25 protein-coding genes and 1 pseudogene are annotated in these 21,989 nt (G+C 61.3%); 4 read left to right on the top strand and 22 right to left on the bottom strand.

The features are described 5' to 3' along the window. The first annotated feature begins 2 nt into the window (after positions 1-2). A complete protein-coding gene (locus QAZ47_RS15360; RefSeq protein WP_278233662.1) occupies positions 3-1,127 on the top strand; it encodes an ABC transporter permease in 1,125 nt (374 codons plus the stop codon). A 358-nt stretch (positions 1,128-1,485) separates the two neighbouring features. On the opposite strand, the gene QAZ47_RS15365 is transcribed toward QAZ47_RS15360, so the two are convergent. From QAZ47_RS15365 to QAZ47_RS15380, 4 genes are all read right to left on the bottom strand, one after another. Next, the gene (locus QAZ47_RS15365) at positions 1,486-1,884 is read right to left on the bottom strand and encodes a response regulator (RefSeq protein WP_278207601.1); all 399 of its coding nucleotides are present in this window, start codon (positions 1,882-1,884) and stop codon (positions 1,486-1,488) included. 124 nt (positions 1,885-2,008) lie between these two features. Next, positions 2,009-2,404, bottom strand: a complete 396-nt coding sequence (locus tag QAZ47_RS32110) for a LuxR C-terminal-related transcriptional regulator (protein WP_347567200.1) — start codon at positions 2,402-2,404, stop codon at positions 2,009-2,011. Between the two features lie 219 nt (positions 2,405-2,623). Next, complete coding sequence (locus QAZ47_RS15375) at positions 2,624-4,051, bottom strand: PAS domain-containing sensor histidine kinase (RefSeq protein WP_278233663.1); 1,428 nt, start codon at positions 4,049-4,051, stop codon at positions 2,624-2,626. Between the two features lie 820 nt (positions 4,052-4,871). Further along, positions 4,872-5,108 carry a hypothetical protein gene (locus tag QAZ47_RS15380; RefSeq protein ID WP_278233664.1) on the bottom strand — a complete coding sequence of 79 codons (237 nt, stop codon included), beginning with the start codon at positions 5,106-5,108 and terminating at the stop codon, positions 4,872-4,874. A 138-nt stretch (positions 5,109-5,246) separates the two neighbouring features. On the opposite strand from QAZ47_RS15380, the gene QAZ47_RS15385 reads away from it, so the two are divergent. Further along, positions 5,247-5,528 (top strand): hypothetical protein, encoded by a 282-nt coding sequence (locus QAZ47_RS15385; protein ID WP_278233665.1) that lies wholly within the window; start codon positions 5,247-5,249, stop codon positions 5,526-5,528. Here the strand turns inward: QAZ47_RS15385 and adhP are convergent. The 9 genes and pseudogenes from adhP to QAZ47_RS15430 form a co-directional block, all read right to left on the bottom strand. Next, positions 5,523-6,547, bottom strand: a pseudogene (adhP, locus tag QAZ47_RS15390) (alcohol dehydrogenase AdhP). The gene QAZ47_RS15385 and the pseudogene adhP sit on opposite strands and share 6 nt — an antisense overlap. A 349-nt stretch (positions 6,548-6,896) precedes the next feature. Then, the gene (pqqE, locus tag QAZ47_RS15395) at positions 6,897-8,039 is read right to left on the bottom strand and encodes a pyrroloquinoline quinone biosynthesis protein PqqE (protein ID WP_278233666.1); all 1,143 of its coding nucleotides are present in this window, start codon (positions 8,037-8,039) and stop codon (positions 6,897-6,899) included. Continuing rightward, positions 8,036-8,332, bottom strand: a complete 297-nt coding sequence (pqqD, locus tag QAZ47_RS15400) for a pyrroloquinoline quinone biosynthesis peptide chaperone PqqD (protein WP_278233667.1) — start codon at positions 8,330-8,332, stop codon at positions 8,036-8,038. The genes pqqE and pqqD overlap by 4 nt, the downstream gene beginning before the upstream one ends. After that, a complete protein-coding gene (gene pqqC, locus QAZ47_RS15405; protein ID WP_278233668.1) occupies positions 8,332-9,087 on the bottom strand; it encodes a pyrroloquinoline-quinone synthase PqqC in 756 nt (251 codons plus the stop codon). The genes pqqD and pqqC overlap by 1 nt, the downstream gene beginning before the upstream one ends. Next, the gene (gene pqqB / locus QAZ47_RS15410; protein ID WP_278233669.1) at positions 9,084-10,022 is read right to left on the bottom strand and encodes a pyrroloquinoline quinone biosynthesis protein PqqB; all 939 of its coding nucleotides are present in this window, start codon (positions 10,020-10,022) and stop codon (positions 9,084-9,086) included. The genes pqqC and pqqB overlap by 4 nt, the downstream gene beginning before the upstream one ends. A 153-nt stretch (positions 10,023-10,175) precedes the next feature. Next, positions 10,176-10,313: a hypothetical protein gene (locus QAZ47_RS15415; protein ID WP_278207612.1), complete on the bottom strand. Its 138-nt coding sequence runs from the start codon at positions 10,311-10,313 to the stop codon at positions 10,176-10,178. Positions 10,314-10,479: 166 nt separating this feature from the next. After that, positions 10,480-11,349, bottom strand: coding sequence for a substrate-binding domain-containing protein (locus QAZ47_RS15420; RefSeq protein WP_278233670.1), 870 nt, complete (start codon positions 11,347-11,349; stop codon positions 10,480-10,482). A gap of 1 nt (position 11,350) precedes the next feature. After that, the gene (locus tag QAZ47_RS15425) at positions 11,351-11,875 is read right to left on the bottom strand and encodes a c-type cytochrome, methanol metabolism-related (RefSeq protein WP_278233671.1); all 525 of its coding nucleotides are present in this window, start codon (positions 11,873-11,875) and stop codon (positions 11,351-11,353) included. Positions 11,876-12,034: 159 nt separating this feature from the next. Next, positions 12,035-13,936 (bottom strand): methanol/ethanol family PQQ-dependent dehydrogenase, encoded by a 1,902-nt coding sequence (locus QAZ47_RS15430; RefSeq protein ID WP_347566946.1) that lies wholly within the window; start codon positions 13,934-13,936, stop codon positions 12,035-12,037. A gap of 693 nt (positions 13,937-14,629) precedes the next feature. Between QAZ47_RS15430 and QAZ47_RS15435 the strand changes: the two genes are divergently transcribed. Further along, a complete protein-coding gene (locus QAZ47_RS15435; RefSeq protein ID WP_278207616.1) occupies positions 14,630-14,983 on the top strand; it encodes a hypothetical protein in 354 nt (117 codons plus the stop codon). A 140-nt stretch (positions 14,984-15,123) separates the two neighbouring features. Here QAZ47_RS15435 and QAZ47_RS15440 read toward each other — a convergent pair whose 3' ends face one another. The 4 genes from QAZ47_RS15440 to QAZ47_RS15455 all read right to left on the bottom strand — a co-directional run bounded on the left by QAZ47_RS15440 (position 15,124) and on the right by QAZ47_RS15455 (position 17,881). After that, positions 15,124-15,864, bottom strand: a complete 741-nt coding sequence (locus tag QAZ47_RS15440) for an ATP-binding cassette domain-containing protein (RefSeq protein ID WP_278233811.1) — start codon at positions 15,862-15,864, stop codon at positions 15,124-15,126. Continuing rightward, positions 15,833-16,579, bottom strand: coding sequence for an ABC transporter permease (locus tag QAZ47_RS15445; RefSeq protein ID WP_278207855.1), 747 nt, complete (start codon positions 16,577-16,579; stop codon positions 15,833-15,835). The genes QAZ47_RS15440 and QAZ47_RS15445 overlap by 32 nt, the downstream gene beginning before the upstream one ends. Before the next feature lie 77 nt (positions 16,580-16,656). After that, positions 16,657-17,619 carry an ABC transporter substrate-binding protein gene (locus QAZ47_RS15450; RefSeq protein WP_347567201.1) on the bottom strand — a complete coding sequence of 321 codons (963 nt, stop codon included), beginning with the start codon at positions 17,617-17,619 and terminating at the stop codon, positions 16,657-16,659. A gap of 52 nt (positions 17,620-17,671) precedes the next feature. After that, a complete protein-coding gene (locus QAZ47_RS15455) occupies positions 17,672-17,881 on the bottom strand; it encodes a hypothetical protein (protein ID WP_278207618.1) in 210 nt (69 codons plus the stop codon). 266 nt (positions 17,882-18,147) lie between these two features. On the opposite strand from QAZ47_RS15455, the gene QAZ47_RS15460 reads away from it, so the two are divergent. Then, positions 18,148-18,528, top strand: coding sequence for a cytochrome c family protein (locus QAZ47_RS15460; RefSeq protein WP_278077214.1), 381 nt, complete (start codon positions 18,148-18,150; stop codon positions 18,526-18,528). A 113-nt stretch (positions 18,529-18,641) separates the two neighbouring features. Here QAZ47_RS15460 and gph read toward each other — a convergent pair whose 3' ends face one another. The 5 genes from gph to QAZ47_RS15485 are packed head-to-tail and all read right to left on the bottom strand — an operon-like array spanning position 18,642 to position 21,984. Continuing rightward, the gene (gene gph, locus QAZ47_RS15465) at positions 18,642-19,343 is read right to left on the bottom strand and encodes a phosphoglycolate phosphatase (protein WP_278233673.1); all 702 of its coding nucleotides are present in this window, start codon (positions 19,341-19,343) and stop codon (positions 18,642-18,644) included. Beyond that, entirely contained in the window at positions 19,340-19,897 is a 558-nt protein-coding gene (locus QAZ47_RS15470) for a thioredoxin family protein (RefSeq protein WP_278233674.1), read from the bottom strand. The genes gph and QAZ47_RS15470 overlap by 4 nt, the downstream gene beginning before the upstream one ends. Positions 19,898-19,918: 21 nt before the next feature. After that, a complete protein-coding gene (gene rpe, locus QAZ47_RS15475) occupies positions 19,919-20,605 on the bottom strand; it encodes a ribulose-phosphate 3-epimerase (protein WP_278207623.1) in 687 nt (228 codons plus the stop codon). Further along, entirely contained in the window at positions 20,602-21,540 is a 939-nt protein-coding gene (gene cbbX, locus QAZ47_RS15480; protein WP_278233675.1) for a CbbX protein, read from the bottom strand. Before cbbX ends, rpe begins: the two co-directional genes overlap by 4 nt. A 24-nt stretch (positions 21,541-21,564) precedes the next feature. After that, positions 21,565-21,984: a ribulose bisphosphate carboxylase small subunit gene (locus tag QAZ47_RS15485; RefSeq protein ID WP_278233676.1), complete on the bottom strand. Its 420-nt coding sequence runs from the start codon at positions 21,982-21,984 to the stop codon at positions 21,565-21,567. Positions 21,985-21,989: the final 5 nt, after the last annotated feature.

The following is a 21,989-nucleotide window of genomic DNA, read 5'->3' on the forward strand; positions in this document are numbered from 1 at the left end:
TCATGCAGCACCTGGCGAACATCTTCTGGCTCGGCACAAAGGAACTGCGCAGCTTCTCGCGCGATTTCGTGCTCTTCGGCTTCGTCATCTATTCCTTCACGCTGGCGGTCTATGCGCAGGCCGAGAGCCCGGCGCAAGAGGCCCACAACTCTTCCGTCGCCATTGTCGATGAGGACCATTCGGCGCTCTCGCGTGCGATTGCCGCAGCCCTGCTGCCGCCCTATTTCAGCTCCCCGACCGAGGTCGTCGCCGGTCAGGTTGACGAACTGATGGACACCGCCCGCAGCACGTTCGTCCTCGATATTCCACCGCATTTCGAGCGCGACATGCTGGCGGGCCGCCAACCGGTCATCCAGGTCAATGTCGACGCCACCGCCATGATGCAGGCAGGCATCGGCGCCGGCTATCTGGAGCAGATCATCGCTCGCGAAATCGCCCGCTCTGCTGCGGCTTCCGAACCTTCGCAGGCCGAGCCTGTGAATCTCGCTGTTCGCGTCGCCTTCAATCCCAATCTCACCACGCAACTCTTCAATGCGGTCATGGCCATCATCGGCAACGTCAACATGCTTGCCATCATACTTGCGGGTGCGGCAATCATCCGCGAGCGGGAGCACGGCACGATGGATCATCTGCTGATCATGCCGCTCACGCCTTTCGAGATCGCGGCTGCAAAGGTGTGGGCGAATGGCCTGGTGATCACCGTCGCGGTCGGCCTGTCACTCTGGTTGGTGATAGAGACGCTGCTCGGAATTCGGATCGTCGGTTCCGTCCCGCTCTTCATGGCGGGCGTCACGATCTATTTGTTCTTCGCAACCGCCATCGGCATCTTCCTGGGCACGGTGGCTCGCTCGATGCCGCAGCTTGGGCTCCTGTTCGTCCTGGTCGCTTTGCCAATGAACATCCTGTCCGGTGGCAACACGCCGCTCGACAGCATGCCGGCGTTCTTACGTACGGTAATGCAGTTGTCGCCCTCGACCCATTTCGTAAGCTTCGCGCAGGCTATCCTCTATCGAGGCGCCGGCATTGACGTGGTCTGGCCGCAGTTTGCTGTCGTCGGAATCGCCGGCGGCGTATTCTTCGCCCTCTCCATCATGCGTTTCCGCAAGATCAGCGCCGCCATGATGTGACGTCGCGATGCTGACCGCGGCGCTGTGGCTCGTGACCCTCATCGTGTTCGCTCCGATCGCCGGAGGGAAGTCGTTGGCTGTACAGCGTCTCAACGAGCCGCATGGCCAACTTGCGTGGGTTGGGCGCGGTGTATGACAAGTGCGTCAGATCCGATCAGCGCCAGCAGCGCCACGACGGCCGTTACCAGCTGCGGAACCTGAAGGGCGCCGAAGTTGCCAGAAGCGAAAGCCGGCACAGTGACTTCGGTTTCGGAGGAAGGCGGTGGTCGCAATCCGCCTGATCGCCGACCCTGCACTCGCCAATCCCGACACGCCCAACATTTTTGAAGGCCCGCCCAGACGTGCTTACGCCGTTCGTTCAATGCCTGTCCTGACGCTCCAAGGCGCCCCGAATGCTGTCACTCAGGGTGTGATTGAAGAACGGCTTTTCGACAATCGGGATCCCGGCGGCGGCTGCGCTCTCCCGCAGCATCTTACTCGGAGACGAGGTGATCAAGATCGCCGGCAGCCGAACCTGCCCGTTCCGTAGTCGCTGCAGCAGTTCGAGCCCGTTCACTGCCGGCAAGTCGTAGTCGATGACCAGGCAGCCAAAGGGCGGCAGCGTCACCTCGTTCAACACCTCTGTCGCATCGGCGTAGGTGCGGACCGAAAACCCCTCGAGCTCGAGCGAGAATTTGAGTGATCTCAGTACCGCCGGGTCGTCATCAACCACGATTACTGTCGGTTTGTCGCGCGATACGGAATCCGCAGCTTCCATCGCATTGATCTCCAAGCATCCGTTCACGATCCAGTAAGCCGTTACCAGAGACACTTCGCTTTGACCTGAGGCAAAAACAGCGAAACGGCCTGCAGATGTCGCCGATCTTGGGAAGATGGCACTGCTATGAGCGCTCGTTCAGCACGCTCGGGATCAGTGCCATACGCACGAGTTCGGACAGATTCGAAGCCTGCATCTTGGTCATCACATGTGCCCGGTAAATCTCGAGGGTCCGCGGGCTGACTTTCAAATCGTGCGCGATCGTTTTGTTCGAATATCCGGCCATAAGGCCTTCGAGCACCTGCCGTTCAATATTGGACAGATGGGCAAGCCTACCCTGAACGTCCAGACATTTGGCTTCCTGCGTCGCGTCTCGCTCATGCTGATTGAGCGCAGACCGAACCGCAGCCAATACTGCCTCGTCGTCGAAGGGCTTCTCAAGAAAATCGACCGCACCGGCTTCCAGGGCTTTTCTCGCGAGCGTGATATCGCCGTGGCCCGCAATGATGATGACCGGCAAGTCGATGCGGAAGCTTTTTTACTCGCCGGAGCAGCTCGAGCCCGTCGATTTCCGGCATTCGCAGGTCGGTGACGATGCATCCCCGTTCGGCGCATTCGATGTTCGCCAAAAAAGGCAACGGCCGTTTCGTAGCTGCGCACCGAGAGTTGGGCCGTGCCAAGCAGAAAAGCGAGCGACTTGCGCACTGCCTCGTCGTCGTCGACGATATGGACGACGCTGTCAGTGGGCATCGGTGGCCTCCTCCTTCGTCACCGCAGGCAATGTAAAGCGAAACGTCGTTCCGCCGCCTGGACGCGGCTTGGCTTCGATCTGCCCGCCATGCGCCTCGACAATTGTGCGAGAGATCGAAAGGCCCACTCCCATCCCGCGCGGCTTGGTGGTGGCGAATGGTTGAAACAGTCTCGCCGCCATTTCCTCCGAAATGCCCGAACCAGTATCATCGACCTGCACGACAATCATCATGTCATCTGCAGGCTTCGAGCGAACGGTCAGAGTCCGCTCACTTGATTCCTCCATGGCCTCGATGGCGTTTCGGATCAGGTTGACCAGGACCTGTTGAACTTGAACCTTGTCGGCCAGGACAAGATCGGCACGGGGGTCGAAGTCGAACGTCACGCGCAAGCCCTTGTCCTTGGTGCCGACAAGCGCAAGCGCGGATGCTTCCTCGACGAGCTTGGCAATGTGTTCGACCTGTCTTTCGCTCTCCCTGCGACCGACGAAATCGCGCATGCGCCGAATGATCTGACCGGCCCGCAGCGCCTGATCGGCCGCGCTGTCCATCGCGTCTCGAAGCATCGCCAGCCGCTCGCCGGTGCTGTCGTCGAGCAGGCGGCGTGAGCCTTTCAGATAGTTGGCTATGGCCGCCAACGGCTGGTTGAGTTCATGAGCGATCGCCGATGCCATCCCGCCCATCTCAGTTAGGCGTGACACGTGGGCGAGTTCAGACTGCAGCTCCTGAAGTCGTGCTTCGGTCTCCTGCCGCTCCGTCAGATCACGGATGAACCCGGTGAAAAATCGCTGGCTCGCCGACCATATCTCTCCGACGGCCAGTTCGATTGGAAACGTCGAGCCATTTTTGCGTCGCGCTGCAGCCACACGGCCAATTCCGATAATGCGCTGCTCTCCGGTGTCGCGGTAGCGCTTGATGTAACCATCATGTTCCTCTCGAAAAGGCGAGGGCATCAGCAGCGTCACATTGTTCCCGATCATCTCGGCCGCGGTGTAGCCGAACATCCGCTCGGCGGTCGCGCTGAAGGACTGGATGATGCCGTGCCCGTTGATCACGATCGTGGCTTCGGGAACTATGTCAATGATCGATTGGAGATGGGCCTCCCGCGTCAAGGCCAGAATGCGCGCCTGCCGCAGCCGTTCACCAATCCAGGCCGTCCCGACCCCGATCAATACAAAGACAGCGCCATTGGCGACCTCCGTCCAACCGACTGCCCTGTAATTGGCAATGAAAAAGAAAACGAGGGGAACGCTCAAGCTGGTGGCCAGAACGCCAGGACCGAAGCCGCCCGCTCCCGCCGCGAGCAGCACGGCGGGCAGGAAGAAGAGGTAAGGAGCTTGATCCTTGAGAACCGATGCCACGACAAACCTCGCGGCGAAGGCGATAGCGACCGCCGCCAAGGCGATGGCATAGCGCAAAGCTGTTTCTCGTCGTGAGTTCGACCGATTCCGAACCGGCACGCCATTCGATCCTACGGGTGAGTTGACCGGAGAGCCTTCTTACCGCAAGCAGTCGCGACCGAACGTTGATCTGAAGCAAATTTCTCAGGCGAAGCCGATTGGTACGATAATTATCTGTTGCGGAGAAAAAGGGCTGAGATGCCCGCATGTCGTTTTCGCCGACATGCACCAACGCAAGTGCCTGCTGTTGCCCGGCCGGAACCCGTAGGAGACATACCTCGAAATTGGCTCTATGAGCGTTTTGACCGCATACTGCTTGAAGCGCTTCTTGCGCTGTTGCGAGTCGACAGCGGAGCGATCACAGCTCGGCACTATCGGGCGGGCCGATCGCTGAAGAGCTTTCCAGCCTGCGCAGGCGGCCACGCTGGTGATCGGTTCCGGTCTCATCCATTAGCATTGTCATCCAGAGTTTCCGAGACAGCCGTCGGTTAGACAGAATTCGAATAATCAAGCGTCTTGCGCAGGGCCTCGACCCTGCAAGCGGCCATCCTGAAGTAGCGACCAATCCTTTCGGTCGAAAGGCCGAGGTCGACCAGTATGGCGATCGTGAGCTCGGGCCGAGGTCCCAAATCAGGGGACCTCCAATTGGAGCTCGCACACACTTTCTGACGATGTTCCCGCAACTGTCCGACCTCCGAATGCGCACTCACTGTGCATCTCCGCACTTCAATGCTTTCGCCGAACCAAGCGTCAACTCTCATATGGGTTACGAAATAGCCGCTGATCAGCCGCCATCATTGATGCGCGTCAAGGACCGGGCGATCTTCGCATCGCCTGGTCAAAAGCCGGTGACGATTGGTGGCGGCGAAAAGTTCTTGAAGCCAAGTCGCGGCTCGTCACAGCTTGGATCGAATTCGCCGAGTGGAACCGAGCGGTGGCATTGAGGCACGCTCGTATGTGAGTTGCTGGTGGTGCCAATAGAGCCAGTGGTCTGCGAGCACCCGGCAACCGTCACAAGTAAAATGATCGAGGCAACTAACTTTTTGCGCTTGAGAACCTGTTTTTCACTTGACATGGACACGCCCTTTCCGACTTACAAAACAATAGATTAGTCAATCATTTACCATAACCTGCTCACAAGATTCTTTGTCCCAGATCAAAACCACGGCCCGGCTTTGAAACACCGAGAGACGGCAGCGTCGCAGACGCACCGATGATCAGCGGCGGCTTGCACTTGCGGGTCATCAAGCTGATGGGTCATGACGGCGGTTGTCCCGGCCCGAGGACGAAACTTGCGTCCGAGGCAAAGCGGGACGACGCGGCCAAGCAGCGGTTACCAGATCTCGGAGGAACGGCGGGCTTGGCGGCCACCGAGACGGGCACCGAAGGCTGCGGCGAAGGCACGGTGACGACAAAACATCTCGTCGAACACGCGCCGTTTGCGGATCGGGGCGAGACGGCTTTCGCAGCCCTCGTCCCATGGCGACAACTATAGGGTCATCACCATGCGGCCATCGACCTTCCCGGCTCCGAGATCGTCGAAGATCGTGTTGATATCCTCGAGCTTCGCTTTGTGAATGTGTGTCTTGACCTTGCCTTCGGACGCGAACTCAATGGCTTCCGCCAGATCCTTGCGCGTGCCGACGATGGACCCTCGGATCGTGATACGCTTCAGCACAACGTCGAAGATCGGTGTGCCAAACTCGCCGGGCGGAAGGCCGTTCAGGCTGATCGTGCCCTTGCGTCTGACCATCTGCAGGGCCTGTGAGAAGGCCGGCACCGAACGGCGGTCACCAGCACGCCATGAGCGCCGCCGCCGGTCGCCTTGACCACCTGCGCCGCCGCGTCGGGCGATTTCGCGTTGATGACAGCGTCAGCTCCAAGCTGGCGCGCCAGGGACAGTTTCTCGTCAGTCACATCGAGCGCGGCCACATGCAGACCCATTGCCTTGGCATATTGCACAGCGACGTGCCCGAGACCGCCGATCCCCGAAATGGCAATCCATTCGCCCGGCTTGGCTTCGGTCTCCTTGATGCCCTTGTAGGAGGTCACGCCAGCGCAGAGGATCGGCGCCATCTCGGCGAAATCGACATTCTTGGGAAATCGCGCCACGTACGGAGCGCTGCCGATGGCGTATTCGGCGAAGCTGCCATTCACCGTATAGCCGCTCATATGCTGGTGCTCGCACAGCGTTTCCCACCCGGTGCCGCAATATTCGCAGCAGCCGCACGCGTCGTGCAGCCAGGCGATGCCGACGGGATCACCTTCTTTAAGTCCGGTGACGCCTGGCCCCAAGGCGGCGACGATGCCGGCCCCTTCATGGCCCGGGATGAATGGAGGCGTTGGCTTGACCGGCCAATCTCCGCTCGCCGCATGAAGGTCTGTGTGACAGACGCCGCTGGCAATGATCTTGACCAGGACTTCTCCCGGCCCCGGCTCGGGGATCGGCACTTCCTCGATCGTCAGCGGCTTGCCGAATGCGTGGACCACCGCGGCCTTCATTGTCTTTGCCATAATCGATCTCCTTTGAATTCGTCGATCGCACAATAGAAGCGCCGGACCGCACGGCTTTGATGCAGGTCAACGCCGTCACCGGCGTCGCCAGATCAAGACTGGAAGGGTTTCTGGGCTGGTCAGTCTTCGTGGGCTATCGCTGGTACGATGCGCGCGGTATCGAGCCGCTTTTCCCGTTCGGCTTCGGGCTGAGCTACACCGAATTCGCTTATTCGAATCTAGCGCTTGACCGAACCGTCCTGCGATCCGGCGAGAAGGTCGCGGTCAGCTTTGCCATCACGAACACAGGAAAGGTCCGTGGCAAGGAAATCTGCCAGGTCTACGCCCGCTATTTCGGCGTGAACTTGCATTACAAGGCGCGCGCAGCGTGCGTTTCGTTGTCGGGTCGGGTTGTGGCGCCGATCCGCCGGAAGATGAAATGTTCCGCGCCGTTTCTCTCCGGCGCTGCCCCTGCCAGCGCGGCGTCGGTCATGTGCTTGTGGATCGGCGACTTGATGCAGGCCGGATCCGTAGCCGCGGCATCACCGGCAATCGCCATCGCCTGACACCTGCAGCCGCCCCAGTCGACCTCGCGACGCTCGCAGCTTCGGCACGGCTCCTGCATCCACTCGGTGCCGCGGAAAGCATTGAATGCTGGTGAATCGGTCCAGATTTCGGCAAGCGTGCGCTCTCCGAAGCGCTCGAAGCGAAGCGAAGGAATCGTCTGCGCGGCATGACACGGCAGCACCGTGCCATCTGGGGCCACCATGAACGCATCGCGCGCCCAGCCGCCCATGCATGGCTTGGGGTAGATGGCAAAATAGTCAGGCGGGACGAAATCGATGTTGATGACGCCGGCCAGCTGTTCCTGCGCCGCCGCGACGGTGTCGGCCTGCCGGTCGACCGCGGCGCGTTCGGGCATCAGCGCATTGCGATTGGCCAGCGCCCAGCCGGCATACTGCACGTTGGCGATCTCAAGCCGCTCCGCGCCCAGCGAAAGGGCCAGATCGATGAATTCCGGCACTTCCTCGATGTTGTGGCGATGGATCGGCGCATTGATGGTCAGCGGCAGCCCGGCCGCGCGGGCGCGGCGTGCCGTCTCCAGCTTCTTTTCATGGCTGCCGACATGATTGCCGATACGGTCGGTGGTCGCTGGGCGGGCACCCTGAAAGCTAAGTTGCAGGTGGTCGAGACCGGCTTCGGCAAAGGCCTCGATGCGGCCATCGGCAATGTTGATGCCGGCGGTGATGAGGTTGGTGTAGACACCGCGCGCCGAAAGTCCGGCGATCAATTGCTCGAGGTCGCGGCGCAGCGTCGGCTCGCCGCCGGACAGATGCACCTGCAGAATGCCGAGATCGGCGGCCTGCGAGAAGAGATCGAGCCAGGTCGGTGTGTCGAGCTCGCGATTGGCCTTCAGCAATTCAAGCGGATTGGAGCAATAAGGGCACTGCAGCGGGCAGCGATGCGTCAGTTCCGCCAGCATGCCGATCGGAGGGAGAACGGCCTCGCTCATAGCCTCACCAGCAGCTTGTCCGACCATTCCTGCAGGAAGGCGATGACGTCGGCCGCCACGGCCTCCTGATCGGCGTCATAGTCGGAGGCAAGGTGGGCGATGATGTGGCCGACGGTGGATCGTCCATCGCAGCGGCGCAGTATGTCGAGGCTGATCTCGTTCGGCCAGAATACCTTCTCTGGCGAAAGCACGGCGAAGGCCTGCCTCACAGGGTCGTACTGTATGCGCACATGCTTCGGCAGCGACGGCATGGATTGCAACGACACCAGGGCTCTTTCGCGCAGCGCCATCATCAGACCGACTCCGGGCGAAAAGCGCCGGGGGGTATGTTTCCCGGCGCGCCATAGGCATGTTGAAGCGCGTCGAGCATGGCCCAGAGTATATCGCATTTGAACACCAGCGCATCGATCGCCTGCTGCTGGCGTTCCGCCGTATCGGCGTGGCCGAGCACATAGGCGAGGGCGAAGTCGGCATCGCGCGATGCCTGCTCGGGCCGGCGGCTGAAATAGGCCAGCGTGTCCTCGGTGACGTAGTCGTATTTGGCCAGCATCGCCGGCACCCGTTCGCCGATGATGCGCGGCGAGAACATCTCGGTCAGCGAAGACGCGACCGCCTCGAGCAGCGTCCGGTTCGTGCAGAAGGAAAGGTAGGCGCCGACGGCGAAACGGGTCGCCGGCAGTGCCAGCCTTTCGCTCTTGACGGCTTCGGCATCGAGCCCGAGCGAGGTTGCCAGGTGCAGCCAGCGCGCGATGCCGCCGCTCCAGCCGTCCTCGCCGTCGTGGTCCTCGATGCGTTTGCGCCAGGCAGCGCGAAACGCGGGGTCCTCGGCACGTGCCAGGATCATGGCGTCCTTGCGCGGAATGACGGCCTGGTAGCAATAGCGGTTCAGCGCCCAGGCCTGCATTTCGGCCTTCGACAGGTCGCCGCCGGTCATTCTGTGATGGAAAGGATGACGATTGTGATAGCGCTCGTCACCGACGCGCCGCAGCACGGCCTCGAGCTCGCTCTTGGACAGGCCACCTGCGGCCGCATCGCGGAAATCGCTCAAAATTCCATCTCCATCCCATCGCCGGCGACTTCCCAGCCAGCGGCTTTGACCGCCGCGTGTTCGGCGGAATTCTCGTCGAGAACCGGATTGGTGTTGTTGATATGGACGAAGATGCGGCGGCCGATCCTCAAATCGGCCAAGCCGGCAATCGAACCCGCTTGTCCAGACATCGCGATGTGCCCCATGCGCGCACCGGTTTTCTGGCCGACACGGGCAACGATCATCTCGTCGTCCGTGTAGACGGTGCCGTCGAACAGCAGGCATTCGGCATCGCGTACACGAGCGCGCAGGGAGGCATCTATGCGCGCGCAGCCGGGGATGTAGAAGACAGCGCCGCGGCTGCCGGCCCCGGTGATGCGGACTCCGATCGTGTCGCCCGTGTCGGAGCTGAAATCGGCGCTGGGATCGTCTCCTTGCTCGAGATAGAGCGCGATCTTTCCGGGCACGGGAAAGGCGTCGACGACCACACCGGTCTCGCGGCTGTCCGCATCGCGGATCGCCAGTTCCTCCGTTGGCGCCAGGAGGCGCCGCGGCACGATCGCCGGATCGAGAACATTGAAAATCGAATTCGCCGCCAGCGTCGCCAGCACCTGCGCCGTTGCATAGATTGCGAAAGGCTGTCGTTCGCGCAGGCTGAGCAGGCCGGCGATATGGTCCACGTCGGCGTTGGTCAGCACCACCGCGCGGATAGGCGTCGAACGCAGCGGCGCGTCGGTTGCGGGCTGCAGTTCAGGCGTCTGCGCAATCTGCTGGCGAATGTCAGGCGACGCGTTGAAGAGAACCCAGCCTGCCCCGTCCGACGATGCGGCAATGCATGATTGGGTTCGTGAATGCACGCCGGGCATCCCGGCGCGAGCCGCGCGGCTCAGGTGATAGTTGCAGTTCCATTGCGGAAAGCCGCCTCCCGCCGCCGATCCGATGATCTTCACGCGCATGACGATGCCTGCTCCGCGGCCCATTTGACCGGCAGCAAATTCACGATGGTAAACGGCTTCGCGCCCGCGTTGCCCACGGCAAAGCCCGTCGCGAGGACCTCACGCGGCAAGGGGGTGCATGCCCCTGTTGCCAGGGACATGCACCTTTGCGGCCTACTTCCTGGGAGGAATTTCAGCAGGCAGATACCGCGAAATTTCGAAGCCCGCAGCAACCTGGCACATGGTCGGTTTCTTCCAGCTCTTCTTCTTCATGGCATTCTCCTCTTCTGCCAGCCCGAAGGGGCCGGTCATGTCGTTTGCGCCATTGCGGGCAATGCAATGGCTCGTCCATCACCTCACAAATGGACAAATGAAACAATGGGTTCTCAAACAATCAAAAGCAAATGAGCAAAGCACGATTATCTATCTCAAAGATCGTTCCTTCTCTCCATCATCTGTCCAGTTTCACGCCTATATGTCACCCTGGTGCCGCGGTGATCGCGTTGTCATGCTCGTCGATCAGCGGCACGTTGTAGTCGAGCAGGAGCTTGTTGATCTCCGCCTGGTTTTCTCGGATCACCTTGTTGAGCGTACGCTTCCATTCCTGATCGGATGGACGTACCCCCATGGTGATGCGGTAGGACATGCGCGAGCCGGTCTTTTCCTTGACCAATGGGACGATCGCAACATTCGCGTTGAGTTGCTTGGCATAGTAGCCCGCCATCGGCCCCCACAAGATTGCCGCGTCGATCTTGCCGGCAAGCATGTCCTTGATCACGACCTCTCCCATCGACGGGGTGACGCGCGTGTCGATGGACAACGGGTAGATTTTTGCCGTTCGCAGGAGTTTGTTGGCGGCCATGTTGGCAGTCGGCGGCGTGCGTTCGACGACGCCAATCCTCTTGCCGGTGAGTTTCGGATCCTCGATCGTCTCGACACCTTCGAGGTCGTCGCCCTTCGGATGCACGAGAACATAGGAGGAGCGATAGTAGGCATTGGTGTTCTGCACCAGCTCATCGCCCTGGGCATAGCCCATGATGACGTCGCATCGGTTGGCGGCAAGCGTGTTGCGCACGAAGCCTATGACAGTCGGAAACCATGTGTAGGCGACCGACTTCCTTCCCGTCTTGCGGGCAACCAGCTCGGCCAGCTTGTTTTCGAAACCTTGGCCATTCTGGTCGGTGAACGGCATGTTCGAAGGATCGGCGCAGACGCGCAGCGTATCGGGATCGACCAGTTCGCCCGCTGCCCCGAGGCCCGCGCCTTGCGCCTGGGCGTTCGACGGCGACATGGCGAGCGCGCCGAGGATCAGCAAGACAACGCGTTTCGATGCGTCACCGCCGGTCATGTCACCCACCCATGCAGGATTTTTCGGCATCCTTCGCCGCTTGAGCCTTGTCTTCGTGCTTGGGCGGCCTTCCACGGGGTGCCGCGCCATCGGCGCGGGCACGCAGATAGACGTAGAGATCGTCCAGGTAGCAATAGACGTTCTTGTTGTCGCCGAAGGCGGGCATGACGTTTTCCTTGCCGTTGGCGGTATTCTTGCGGCCCTGGGCGACGATCGAGAGAAAAGTGGGGTAGTCGATGTTTTTCAGGCTGTTCGCCAGGGCCGGCGCGTAGCTCGAACCTGTTCCGTCCTGTCCGTGGCAGACATGGCAGTCCGAGTGATAGCGGCGATAACCGCTGAACGTGTACCAATCCACGGTTCCGTTTCCGATCTTGTAGGTTGGATTTCCATCCGCGTCCAAATACTTGCCGCCTTCTTCCTTCACCGCCTTGGCTTTGTCTGCGCTGTCCTCAGCCCGCGCCGGACCTGAGCCGGCCGGAGGCAGAAGAGCCAGGGCGAGAACGGAAATTGCAATGCGAACAAACATTCAGACGCTTCCTTCTTTTGCCAAGGACAAAGGGTTGCCGCCGCGCCGCGGCGTTGATCGATGTTTCGGGTGCGCGGCAAATCGAGAGCCCGGAAATACCTCCGGGCAACCGGGCTCTCGTATTTTCAGGTCTTCGGTCCCTGAGGCCGTTTCCGGATATCAGTCCGGAAGACCGAAGACGGTCAGCTGGCCGCCCAGCGTCGTGTAGTCGGCAAGTGCTGCGTAACCACCGACTGCTCCCAGACCGGCGGTTCCAACGACCGCGGCCTGATCGCCTTGCGCGCGGCCCTGATCGACGGCGCCATGCCAGGCAGCGGCGTTGTCGGGTGACAGCAACCCGCCGGCGAGGCCGATGCCGGCCCATCCACCGACGCCGGAGAGAACGGCGATGTACTGCTTGCCGTCATGCTCGAAGGGCGTGACGTTGCCGATGATGCCGGACGGAGTCTTGAACTTGTAAAGTTCCTTGCCCTTCTCATCGACCGCCTTGATGTAGCCTTCGAGCGTTCCGTAGAAGATGACGTCACCGGCGGTCGCCAGTGCGCCCGACCACACCGAGAACTGCTCGGGCTTCGACCAGACGATCTCGCCCTTGGCAGCATCCCAGGCGATGAAGTTGCCCATATTGCCGTCACCGCCAGGCGCGGGATACATCGACACCGTGGCGCCCACATAAGGCTGGCCGGCCGTGTAGCTCACCTTATATGGCTCGTAGTCCATGCACACATGGTTGGTCGGCACATAGAACAGGCCGGTCTTCGGCGAGTAGGCGGCCGGCTGCTGGTCCTTGGTTCCAAGTGCTGCTGGGCAGATGCCCGTCGAGTTGGTGTCCTCGCCGTTCTGCTGGGTCGAATATTTCGCCACGACCTGCGGGCGGCCATATTCCTTGCTCTTGGGGTCCATGTTGACTTCCGTCGCCCAGTTCACCGCCGGATCGTACTTCTTGGCGACGAGAAGTTCGCCGGTGGCGCGATCCATGGTGTAGGCGAAGCCGTTGCGGTCGAAATGCACCAGCACGTCATGCTTCTTGCCTTTGACCTCCATGCCGTCGACGAGGATCATCTCGTTGATGCCGTCAAAGTCCCATTCGTCATGCGGGGTCATCTGGTAGACCCATTTGGCCATGCCGGTGTCGGCATCGCGGGCAAAGATGGTCATCGACCAGCGATTGTCTCCGGGGCGCTGGACCGGGTTCCATGTCGAGGGATTGCCGGTGCCATAGTAGACGAGGTTCAGCTTCGGATCATAGGAATACCATCCCCAGGTCGTGCCGCCTCCGGTCTTCCACTGCTCGCCTTCCCAGGTGTTCGTGCCGGAGTCCTTCCCCACCGGCTTGCCAAGCTGGGTGGTCTTCTCGGGATCGATCAGGGTGTCTGCATCCGGACCTTCCGAATAGGCCTTCCAGGCGAGCTTGCCATCCTTCAGATTGTAGGCGGCCAACCAGCCGCGGACGCCGAATTCCGCGCCGGAGACGCCGACGAGAACCTTGTCCTTGACGACCACGGGCGCCGACGTCCCGGATTCACCCTTTCCGCCGTTCGTGTTTTCGCCGTTCTTGACCGACCACACGACCTTGCCGGTCTTGGCATCGAGCGCAACGACGGTGGTGTCGGCCTGGTTGAGAATGATCTTGCCGTCTCCGTAGGCGACGCCGCGATTGACCGTGTCGCAGCACATGATCGGAATGACGTTCGTGTCTTGCTTGGGCTCGTACTTCCAGAGGATCTTTCCGTCCTTGTTGAGATCGAGAGCGTAGACGGTGTTCGGGAAGGGCGCGTGAACATACATCACATCGCCGATGATCAGCGGTCCACCCTCGTGGCCGCGCAGCACGCCGGTCGAGAAGGTCCACTTGACCTGCAGGTTCTTCACGTTCTCCTTCGTGATCTGCTTGAGCTTGGAATAGCGGGTGTTGGCGTAGTCACCCGTCTGCATCACCCAGTCTTTCGGGTTTTCGGCCATCTTCGCGAGCTCTTCGTTGGCTGACGCCGCATAGAGCGCGCCGAACGACAGTAGCGCCGAGGCCGTTACAATGTAGGTAGCTTGCGTAAGTGCGCGCATCAATATCCTCCCAGGTTAACGACGAGAATCGATTGTTAAACCCACAAGGGGCAGTCCAAGCGATTCATTTGGGAAGTATTTCCGGCAGCGTGTCACGACCTAAACCAACCAGTAGAGGCACATTTCTGCCCTCCACCCATTCAGCCTAGCCTGTACCCGCCCAATTGGCCTACGAAAGACTGCCGCCGCTCCCTTGTTACGGCGACGTCCTTGAAGCCGGAAACAAGGTAAGGCTATGTCATCGCAAAATGCCAGGCAAGGAAAAACCCCTGTGGGCATGTTGCATTGCGTCATCGATTTGCTGCAACGCAATATAAAGAAGAAGGGTAAAAAATAGTCCCAGCAACGGTTCGCCGAACGGCTTCAGCCATGTCATGCTATATATAAAATTCTCACCTTTCCATATTCATGATATGATATGATTGAATTTTATTTCAGCATATTTTACTGAATTTGTTGGCATGGCCATCTTTGGTTGCCCGGTAGTGAGCGAGGGCCGAAAAGAAGCCAAGAAGATGAGTGCGGAGGCGGATCACGAGGCTGCCCTGAACCACTGTTGCCGGTGGGCAGGGCATTCCTCCTTTGGTCCTATACGGGGGCAATGAGAGGTTGACCAGGCTCGCGGCATGTCGCCAACTTGGCGCGACGATGATGGCTCGCTGCACGGCGCTCGGGCAACAGGAGGAATTTCTCATGGTCAGATATGTTGGATTTTCGATCCTGCCGCTCCTTTTTTCATCGACAATGGTCCTTGCAAACCCAGCAGGCGCCGCGGGAGATTACCCGACGGCGACGATCGTCGACTATGTGCTCGGCTGCATGCAGACGAATGGCCAGACACGTCAGGCGCTGGAGAGTTGTTCCTGCTCGATCGATGTCATCGCCTCGATCCTGCCTTACGACCATTATGAGAGGGCCGAGACCTTCAAGAGCATGTCTCTGACGACCGGCGAGAATGCAGGCCTGTTTCGCGAAAGCGCGCCGGCGAAAGCCGCGCGTACGGAGTTGAAGCGTGCGCAGGCGGAAGCCGACGTGCGTTGCTTCTAGAGCGGTTCACCGTCTCACGGAAACGGCAACCCGCTCTGTCTCTTTGTCCTGACGCAATTCCGGACGGAAAACCGTTTCCACTTTTCCTGGAATTGCTCTAACGCTTTGCCCTTCAAGGGAATTTCGCCCCCGCTGGGCGATCAGGTCACGCCCGGAAATTGCTGGTGGAACGACCGCAGAAGGTCGCTCGTCGCCTCTGGGCCGCGGTGCTGCCGCGGCAGCGCTACGTCGAAAATGCCGAGCACATGCGCGGGCCGCGGCGCGAGCACGATGATGCGATCCGACAGCGTCAGGGCCTCGGTCAGGTTGTGCGTCACCATCAGGGCGGTTGTAGGCCGGGCCGACCATACCGCAAGAAGCAGCTGCCGGAGCTGCTCGGCGGTCCGCCCGTCGAGCGAGACGAAGGGCTCGTCAAGGAAAAGCACCGCCGGCTCGGTGGCGAAGGCCCTCGCGATTGCTGCCCTCCGCGCAAGGCCGAGCGAAAGCTCCGCCGGATAGAGCGAGCGCATACCGGCGAGACCGAGAGTGTCAAACAGCCCGTCGAGATTTTTCATTCGTAGGTCTTTCGGCAGCGCCAGCCTGACATTCTGCTCCACCGTCCGCCAGGGCAGCAGGGTGGGCTCCTGGAACACGGCGGCTATGCGGTTCGAGCCGCCTTCAGGCAGCTGGAAGGACCCGGAAAACTGCATGTCGAGCCCAAGCAGAATACGCAGCGTCGTGGTCTTGCCGCAGCCCGATGGTCCGAGCAGGCAAGCGAATTCGCCTTGCCGGACCTCGAAGGAAAGATCTTTAAGCGCCGTGACCGAGACGCCCTGCGCGGACCTGAAGGTCTTTTCGGCGATGTCGACCCTAAGCGGGGCGACGGCGCCAACGGGTTGCATGTCGTTCAACGGGCTGCACCAGAAGAAGTTCGACGACGAGCATCACCGCCACGAAAGCCAGCGTGTAGGCCAGAATGGCAGCGACGTCGAAAAGCTGGAAATAGAGATAGATCTGGAAGCCCACACCGTTGGAGCGGCCGAGCAGTTCGACCACCAGAACGATCTTCCAGATGAGCGCGATGCCGGAACGCGAGGCGGCGGCCAGATAGGGCTGCAGTTGCGGCAGCAGGATATGGCGAACGCGGTCGAGGGGACCGAAGCGGTAGACGGTCGCCATTTCGGCGTAACTCGGGTCCAGGGCCCTGGCGCCCTCGCGCATGGTTACCACGACATTCGGGATCTTGTTCACGGCAACCGCGCCTATCGCGGCCACCTCGTTGAGGCCGAACCAGATGTAGGCGAGCACGATGATCACCAGCGCGGGAATATTGAGGAACAGGATCACCCAGGGATTGAAGAACCGGTCCGCGCCGCGGTAGCTGCCGAGGAGAATACCGATCACCGATCCGACAATCATCGCAACGACATATGCCGCGGCAACCCGGCCGAGGGTTGCGCCGAGATGGTAGAAAAGCTCGCCGCTCGCCGCCTCTCTCAGCAATACCTGCCAGACCTGTCCAGGCCCTGGAAGGGCTCGGCTCGGCCAAGCGTTCGCCGCCAGGCCCCACAGCAGGCAAAGCCCGAGCAGAGAGAATATCACTGTCAGCGCGGGCATCAGCGCCTCTGCGGGGCCGGAACGGCTGGAAATGCCAGCCGTATCGCCAGGCTTGCGATCGCCGTCGTCTCTTGCGGTCATTTCGTGGGCTCCTGCCAGAACGTGCCCGGCGCCATGTCCGGCGCGCTGCCGACCAGCTTTTCGCCGCCGATCCCGGCCAGCACACGATAGAGCCTGCCGGCGTCGGCCGCTTCCTCGGCGACCGGCCGCCTGGGGATGCCCTCGCGATAGCGGTCGCGCAGCTTTGCCAGTTCCTTGCCATCCGCGCGGACAATCGGCGCGAGGCGCAGCCATTCCTCGTCGGACCTTGCCAGCAGATCCTTGGCCTGCGCGGAAGCCTTGAGGAAGCCGCGGACGGCCTGCGGATTGTCGTTCGCCCATTTGTCGTGGAACACATAGCCGAGCGCGGACACCGGGCCCGCGGCGCCGAGCGCCTTTTCCGCATCATCGGCGCCGATCAGCCGGCGAAAGCCGTTGGCCTCGAGCCGGGCGCAAAAATGCCAGAAATTGAGCACCGCATCGAGTTCGCCCTGAATTGCTTTTTCCGAAATCAGCGGCGGCGCGCCAAAGACGACATCGCTGATCGCTTGCAGGTCGAGGCCGTGATCGCGCCTGGCCAGCGCCTGTATCAGCAGCCAGCTCTTGTCGAGGGCCCCGCCGGCGACGCCGATCTTCTTTCCCTTGAGGTCGGCGATCGTGCGCATCGGCGATGCGTCCTTCACCATGATCGCCCCGACGGCCGTCGAATAGGGGGCCAACGTGACGTCGCCGCCGGCCGAGCGCTGGCGCGAGACCCACAGCCAATCGGTCACGATCATGTCGATCGCGCCGGCCAGTATGGCGACATTGGTCGCATCCTCGCCGGCGAAATAGATGACTTCCAGATCGATCCCGTTGGCCGCGTCGAACTTGTGCTCTTTCAGCGTGTCAAGCTCCCAACTCACCGTGCCGAATTTCAGCACGCCGATGCGGACCTTGGACGCGGCGGAGGCGGCAATGGCGTGCGAGCCAAGAAACGCTGCCGTCCCGAGAGCCGTCAAACGGAGCGTTTCCCGCCGCGAAATCATGGTGTTTCCTCCCGGGATTGGCCGGTCAGATCGCCCGGTCCTTCGTCGGGAAAGCGCATTTCCAGCGCCTGATCTTGAAGGTCGGGTGATCCTGCGACCATTTCGCGATCTCGCTGGGTGCCAGGATCATGCATTGGAACAGGGAGCCACGGCTCTCGAAATAGAGATGCTCATCCCTGCAATTGCCGGGATTGGCGCTCAGGCAAACCGTCAATATGAGGTCGACCATATTCATGCTGCACCTCTTGCGCGCATAGACGCCCGCTCTGGCGAAATCCTGCCCGCCCCATTGCCTGGGAAAATATCAGCCTGGACAAACGCAGCCTGACCGGGTTCCCGAGGTGCCCATGAGAATCCGGAATGACTTGAAGCTACGCGTTCACCCTGAGGCCGTCAACAAAGGCGAAAGGACAGTCGGTGTGGACCTTTGTATTGTTGACTTCGTCAAGGCAATGGCGTGCAAATCATCCGGGGCGTCTTGACGATCAATGAGGAAATGCCATGCGCGCTATCGCATTTTTCGCCGTCGTATTCTTAGCGACTTTCATCACGAACCAATCCCAAGCGCAGGATGCCGCGGCGGGTGAGAAGGTCTTCATGAAATGCAAGGTCTGCCACGTCGCGGACAAGGACCAGAACAAGGTCGGTCCGTCATTGAACGGCGTCATCGGCCGTACGGCCGGCACGCATCCGGGGTTCAGCTATTCGCAGGCCATGATTGCGGCTGGAAAGTCCGGCGTGAAATGGGACGAGCCAACGCTGACGACCTATCTCCATGATCCAAAGGCCATGGTGAAAGGCACGAAGATGGCGTTTGCCGGCCTCAAGGACGACAAGGACGTAGCCAACGTCATCGCCTATCTCAAGCAGTTCTCGAAGTAACGGCCTTGCCGGCCGCTCGATTGCGATCGGCCGGCGACTGCCTCCACAATCGGCGCAGCCGGTATTGCATGTCGCCCAAATCGCGTTTTTGGGAGAATGACATGCGACGCGCTTCAGGCAGCGGCATGCAGCCTTCGCATCGCGGAGGGCAGATCGAGCAGGCTGTCGCAGACAAGGTCTGCGCCAAGCTCTTCGACGGGGGCCTGAGTGTAGCCGCCGCGCAGCAGAACGACGGGCATGCCGGCGGCGCGCGCGGCGCCGACGTCGCTGCCGCTGTCTCCCACCATCAGCGTGTCGGCGGGTTCGACCCCAAGCTGATCGAGCGCCAGCAACAGGGCATCGGGTGCCGGTTTCAGGCATGTCACCGCGTCTCCGCCGACGATCGCGCCGAGATATTCCGTCAAGTGGAAATGCAGCAGGATTTCGCGGGCCGCCAGTTGCGGCTTGTTGGTGACGACGCCCATGGCCATTCCGTTCAGGTAGAAGTGCGTGAGCACTTCCCTGACGCCGGGCATCAGCCTCGTCAGGCCGGTCAGATGTCTGCGGTAGATCGGCGCCATGGCGCGGTTGACCTCGTCGAGCGCGCCGGCGAGAAGCGGGGCTCCGGAAGCCGCGAAAGCCCGCTCGACCAACTTCCTCACGCCGCCACCGATCATTGCCCTGACCTGATCCACGCGTAGCGGCGACAGGTCGCGGCCGGCCAGCAACTCGTTGACGGCCGCCGCTATGTCGGGCGCCGAATCGATCAACGTGCCGTCAAGATCGAACAGGATCGCCCTCGGAGACCGAAACGGCCTGCTTGCGCCGACGTTCATGCGGCCTCCTTCCATTTGATCGAGCAGCCGATCGAAGCGATCTGGTCCAGCGGTCCGTCACCTGTTCGAGCGACCTGCTTCATCGCCTCGAACAGATCGCGCCTCAGGCCGGGCGGTCCGGCGTCCCGTCGCGATGCGTCCAGCCGGCCGCGATATTGCAGGGTCAACTCGCTGTTGAGGCCGAAGAAATCCGGGGTGCACACGGCGCCATAGGCGCGCGCCACCGCCTGCTGTTCGTCGTGCAGGTAGGGGAAGGTGAAAGCATTCGCCCTGGCGAATAGCTTCATGTTGTCGAAGGAATCGTCTGGATAGGTGTCGGCATCATTGGAGTTGATCGCGACAAAGCCCACCCCTTCGGCCTTGAGGTCGTTGGCGTCACGCACGATGCGCGAAATCACCGCCTTCACATAAGGGCAGTGGTTGCAGATGAAGGCGACGACCAGCCCGTTGGGGCCGGCTTGGCCGAAGATCGAATGCGATTTGCCGTCGGTGCCGGGCAAAACGGCATCGACGGCTTGCCAGCCGAAATCGCAAACAGGTGGGATCGCCGCCATGTCATCCTCCGACCAAGCAGTTCAAGCGGCTCGCCGGATCGCTCCGTCGGCCGCCTGTCTGATTGCGCCGATATTGGCGCGATAGGCCGCCTCGGTGCCGCCCTTGAAGACTGCGGAGCCGGCGACGAGCACATTGGCGCCGGCCGCGGTGACCAGGGGAGCCGTCTCGGGCGTGACGCCGCCGTCGATCTCGATGTCGATCGGACGTTGGCCGACGAGCGCCTTGACGCGCCTGACCTTGTCGATGACCGCCGGAATGAAGGCCTGGCCGCCGAAACCCGGATTGACCGTCATCAGAAGCACCAGATCGAGCCGGTCGAGAACATATTCGATGACGCTTTCCGGTGTCGACGGATTGAGCGACACGCCGGCCTTCTTGCCGAGGTTCCTGATCGCCTGCAGCGAACGGTCGAGATGCGGCCCGGCCTCGGCATGCACCGTAATGATGTCGCACCCGGCATCGGCGAAAGCCGCAAGATAGGGATCGGCCGGTGCGATCATCAGATGACAGTCGAAGACCTTGTCCGTTCGATCGCGGATTGTCCTGATCACCGGCGGGCCGAATGTGATGTTGGGCACGAAATGCCCGTCCATCACGTCGAGGTGGATCCAGTCGGCGCCTGCTGCCGAGACGGCCTCGACCTCGTCGCCGAGGCGCGAAAAGTCGGATGACAGAACGGAAGGGGCGATGATGGTCTTTCCGGTCATTTGCTGTCTCCTTGCCCAGGATTTAGCGCGAACACCCGGCTGGCGGTGATGTCCTCAGCCGAGATCGTCGACAGTGCCTTCGCGTCGAGCGGTCCCTTGGCGCTCTCGAACAGGCGATTGGCCTGCCTCAGCCGTGCCCGGTCGAGCGCGTTGCGGATCGAGCGGGCATTGGCGAAATGCGGCTGCGAGCGGCGGCGTGAGATGTAGTCGGCCATTGCGGCGGTTGCCTTCGTGTCGAACAGGTAATTTTGCTGGTCGAGCATTTGTTCCGCGATTCTGAGAAGCTCGTCGTCGGAATAGTCGGGAAAGTCGATGTGGTGGGCGATGCGCGAGCGGAATCCCGGATTGCTTTCGAAGAAGCGATCCATGCGCTGCGCGTAGCCGGCAAGGATGACCACGAGATCGTCGCGCTGGTTCTCCATCACCTGCAGCAGGATCTCGATCGCCTCCTGACCGTAATCGCGCTCGTTCTCGGGGCGATAGAGATAGTAGGCCTCGTCGATGAACAGCACGCCGCCCATCGCCTTCTTCAGGATCTCCTTGGTCTTGGGCGCGGTGTGGCCGATATACTGGCCGACCAGGTCATCGCGCGTCACCGAAACCAGATGGCCCTTGCGGATATAGCCCAGCCGATGCAGCAGGTCGGCCATGCGCAGCGCGACGGTCGTCTTACCGGTGCCGGGGTTGCCGGTGAAGCTCATATGCAGCGTCGGCGTCTCGTGCGCGAGGCCCATGCGGCGGCGGGCCCGCTCGACCAGCAGGAGCGCCGCCGTTTCGCGGATGCGTCTCTTGACCGGGGCGAGTCCGATCAGCTCGCGGTCGAGCTCGGCCAGGACGTCCTTGACGCCGGAAGTTTCGAATTCCTCACGCAGGTCGATCGCCGCCGGGACGGCTTTTTGAGGCACTTCCGTTTCGGCCAGGGCTGGCGCCGACATGGCATTCTCCTCTCGTCGCGATGATCAGCCGTACCTCGTTCCAGCCGGCTTGTCGGCGGCGTAGGGCTTGGTGGTGTAGCGGATCATGCGGCCTGCGGCTTCCTGCCGCTCGAGCCGATAGCCGGGTTCCTCGGCCGGACGGTTGACGATGAAGGAGAGCTTCACCGATTCCCAGCCATGCGAGGAATCGAAGGCGACGACGCGGATATAGCGATCGCCATAGAGCTTGCGGCATGCGTTCAGCTCCATCATCAGCGCCGCAGCGTCGGGATTGTCGAACATCGGGTGACCCCACATCTCCCAATAGACGTTGCGCGGGTGCGGGTCGTCGGTGAACTCCAGGCTGACAGCCCATTTGTTGTCGATGCAATACTGCACCTGCGCGCGTATCTGGTCGTCGGTCAGGTCGGGCAGGAAGGAAAAGGCCCCTTGGGTGATACGCATGACGG

Source organism: Mesorhizobium sp. WSM4904, from assembly GCF_029674545.1.
Taxonomy (GTDB): domain Bacteria; phylum Pseudomonadota; class Alphaproteobacteria; order Rhizobiales; family Rhizobiaceae; genus Mesorhizobium.

Bases quoted from the DNA above. Each gene is read 5' to 3' on its own strand.
- QAZ47_RS15360 (WP_278233662.1), top strand. From the start codon at position 3: ATGCAGCACCTGGCGAACATCTTCTGGCTCGGCACAAAGGAACTGCGC.
- QAZ47_RS15365 (WP_278207601.1), bottom strand. From the start codon at position 1,884: ATGGAAGCTGCGGATTCCGTATCGCGCGACAAACCGACAGTAATCGTG.
- QAZ47_RS15380 (WP_278233664.1), bottom strand. From the start codon at position 5,108: ATGTCAAGTGAAAAACAGGTTCTCAAGCGCAAAAAGTTAGTTGCCTCG.
- QAZ47_RS15385 (WP_278233665.1), top strand. From the start codon at position 5,247: ATGATCAGCGGCGGCTTGCACTTGCGGGTCATCAAGCTGATGGGTCAT.
- pqqE (WP_278233666.1), bottom strand. From the start codon at position 8,039: ATGAGCGAGGCCGTTCTCCCTCCGATCGGCATGCTGGCGGAACTGACG.
- pqqD (WP_278233667.1), bottom strand. From the start codon at position 8,332: ATGATGGCGCTGCGCGAAAGAGCCCTGGTGTCGTTGCAATCCATGCCG.
- pqqB (WP_278233669.1), bottom strand. From the start codon at position 10,022: ATGCGCGTGAAGATCATCGGATCGGCGGCGGGAGGCGGCTTTCCGCAA.
- QAZ47_RS15415 (WP_278207612.1), bottom strand. From the start codon at position 10,313: ATGACCGGCCCCTTCGGGCTGGCAGAAGAGGAGAATGCCATGAAGAAG.
- QAZ47_RS15420 (WP_278233670.1), bottom strand. From the start codon at position 11,349: ATGACCGGCGGTGACGCATCGAAACGCGTTGTCTTGCTGATCCTCGGC.
- QAZ47_RS15425 (WP_278233671.1), bottom strand. From the start codon at position 11,875: ATGTTTGTTCGCATTGCAATTTCCGTTCTCGCCCTGGCTCTTCTGCCT.
- QAZ47_RS15430 (WP_347566946.1), bottom strand. From the start codon at position 13,936: ATGCGCGCACTTACGCAAGCTACCTACATTGTAACGGCCTCGGCGCTA.
- QAZ47_RS15435 (WP_278207616.1), top strand. From the start codon at position 14,630: ATGGTCAGATATGTTGGATTTTCGATCCTGCCGCTCCTTTTTTCATCG.
- QAZ47_RS15440 (WP_278233811.1), bottom strand. From the start codon at position 15,864: ATGCAACCCGTTGGCGCCGTCGCCCCGCTTAGGGTCGACATCGCCGAA.
- QAZ47_RS15445 (WP_278207855.1), bottom strand. From the start codon at position 16,579: ATGCCCGCGCTGACAGTGATATTCTCTCTGCTCGGGCTTTGCCTGCTG.
- QAZ47_RS15455 (WP_278207618.1), bottom strand. From the start codon at position 17,881: ATGAATATGGTCGACCTCATATTGACGGTTTGCCTGAGCGCCAATCCC.
- QAZ47_RS15460 (WP_278077214.1), top strand. From the start codon at position 18,148: ATGCGCGCTATCGCATTTTTCGCCGTCGTATTCTTAGCGACTTTCATC.
- gph (WP_278233673.1), bottom strand. From the start codon at position 19,343: ATGAACGTCGGCGCAAGCAGGCCGTTTCGGTCTCCGAGGGCGATCCTG.
- QAZ47_RS15470 (WP_278233674.1), bottom strand. From the start codon at position 19,897: ATGGCGGCGATCCCACCTGTTTGCGATTTCGGCTGGCAAGCCGTCGAT.
- rpe (WP_278207623.1), bottom strand. From the start codon at position 20,605: ATGACCGGAAAGACCATCATCGCCCCTTCCGTTCTGTCATCCGACTTT.
- cbbX (WP_278233675.1), bottom strand. From the start codon at position 21,540: ATGTCGGCGCCAGCCCTGGCCGAAACGGAAGTGCCTCAAAAAGCCGTC.
- QAZ47_RS15485 (WP_278233676.1), bottom strand. From the start codon at position 21,984: ATGCGTATCACCCAAGGGGCCTTTTCCTTCCTGCCCGACCTGACCGAC.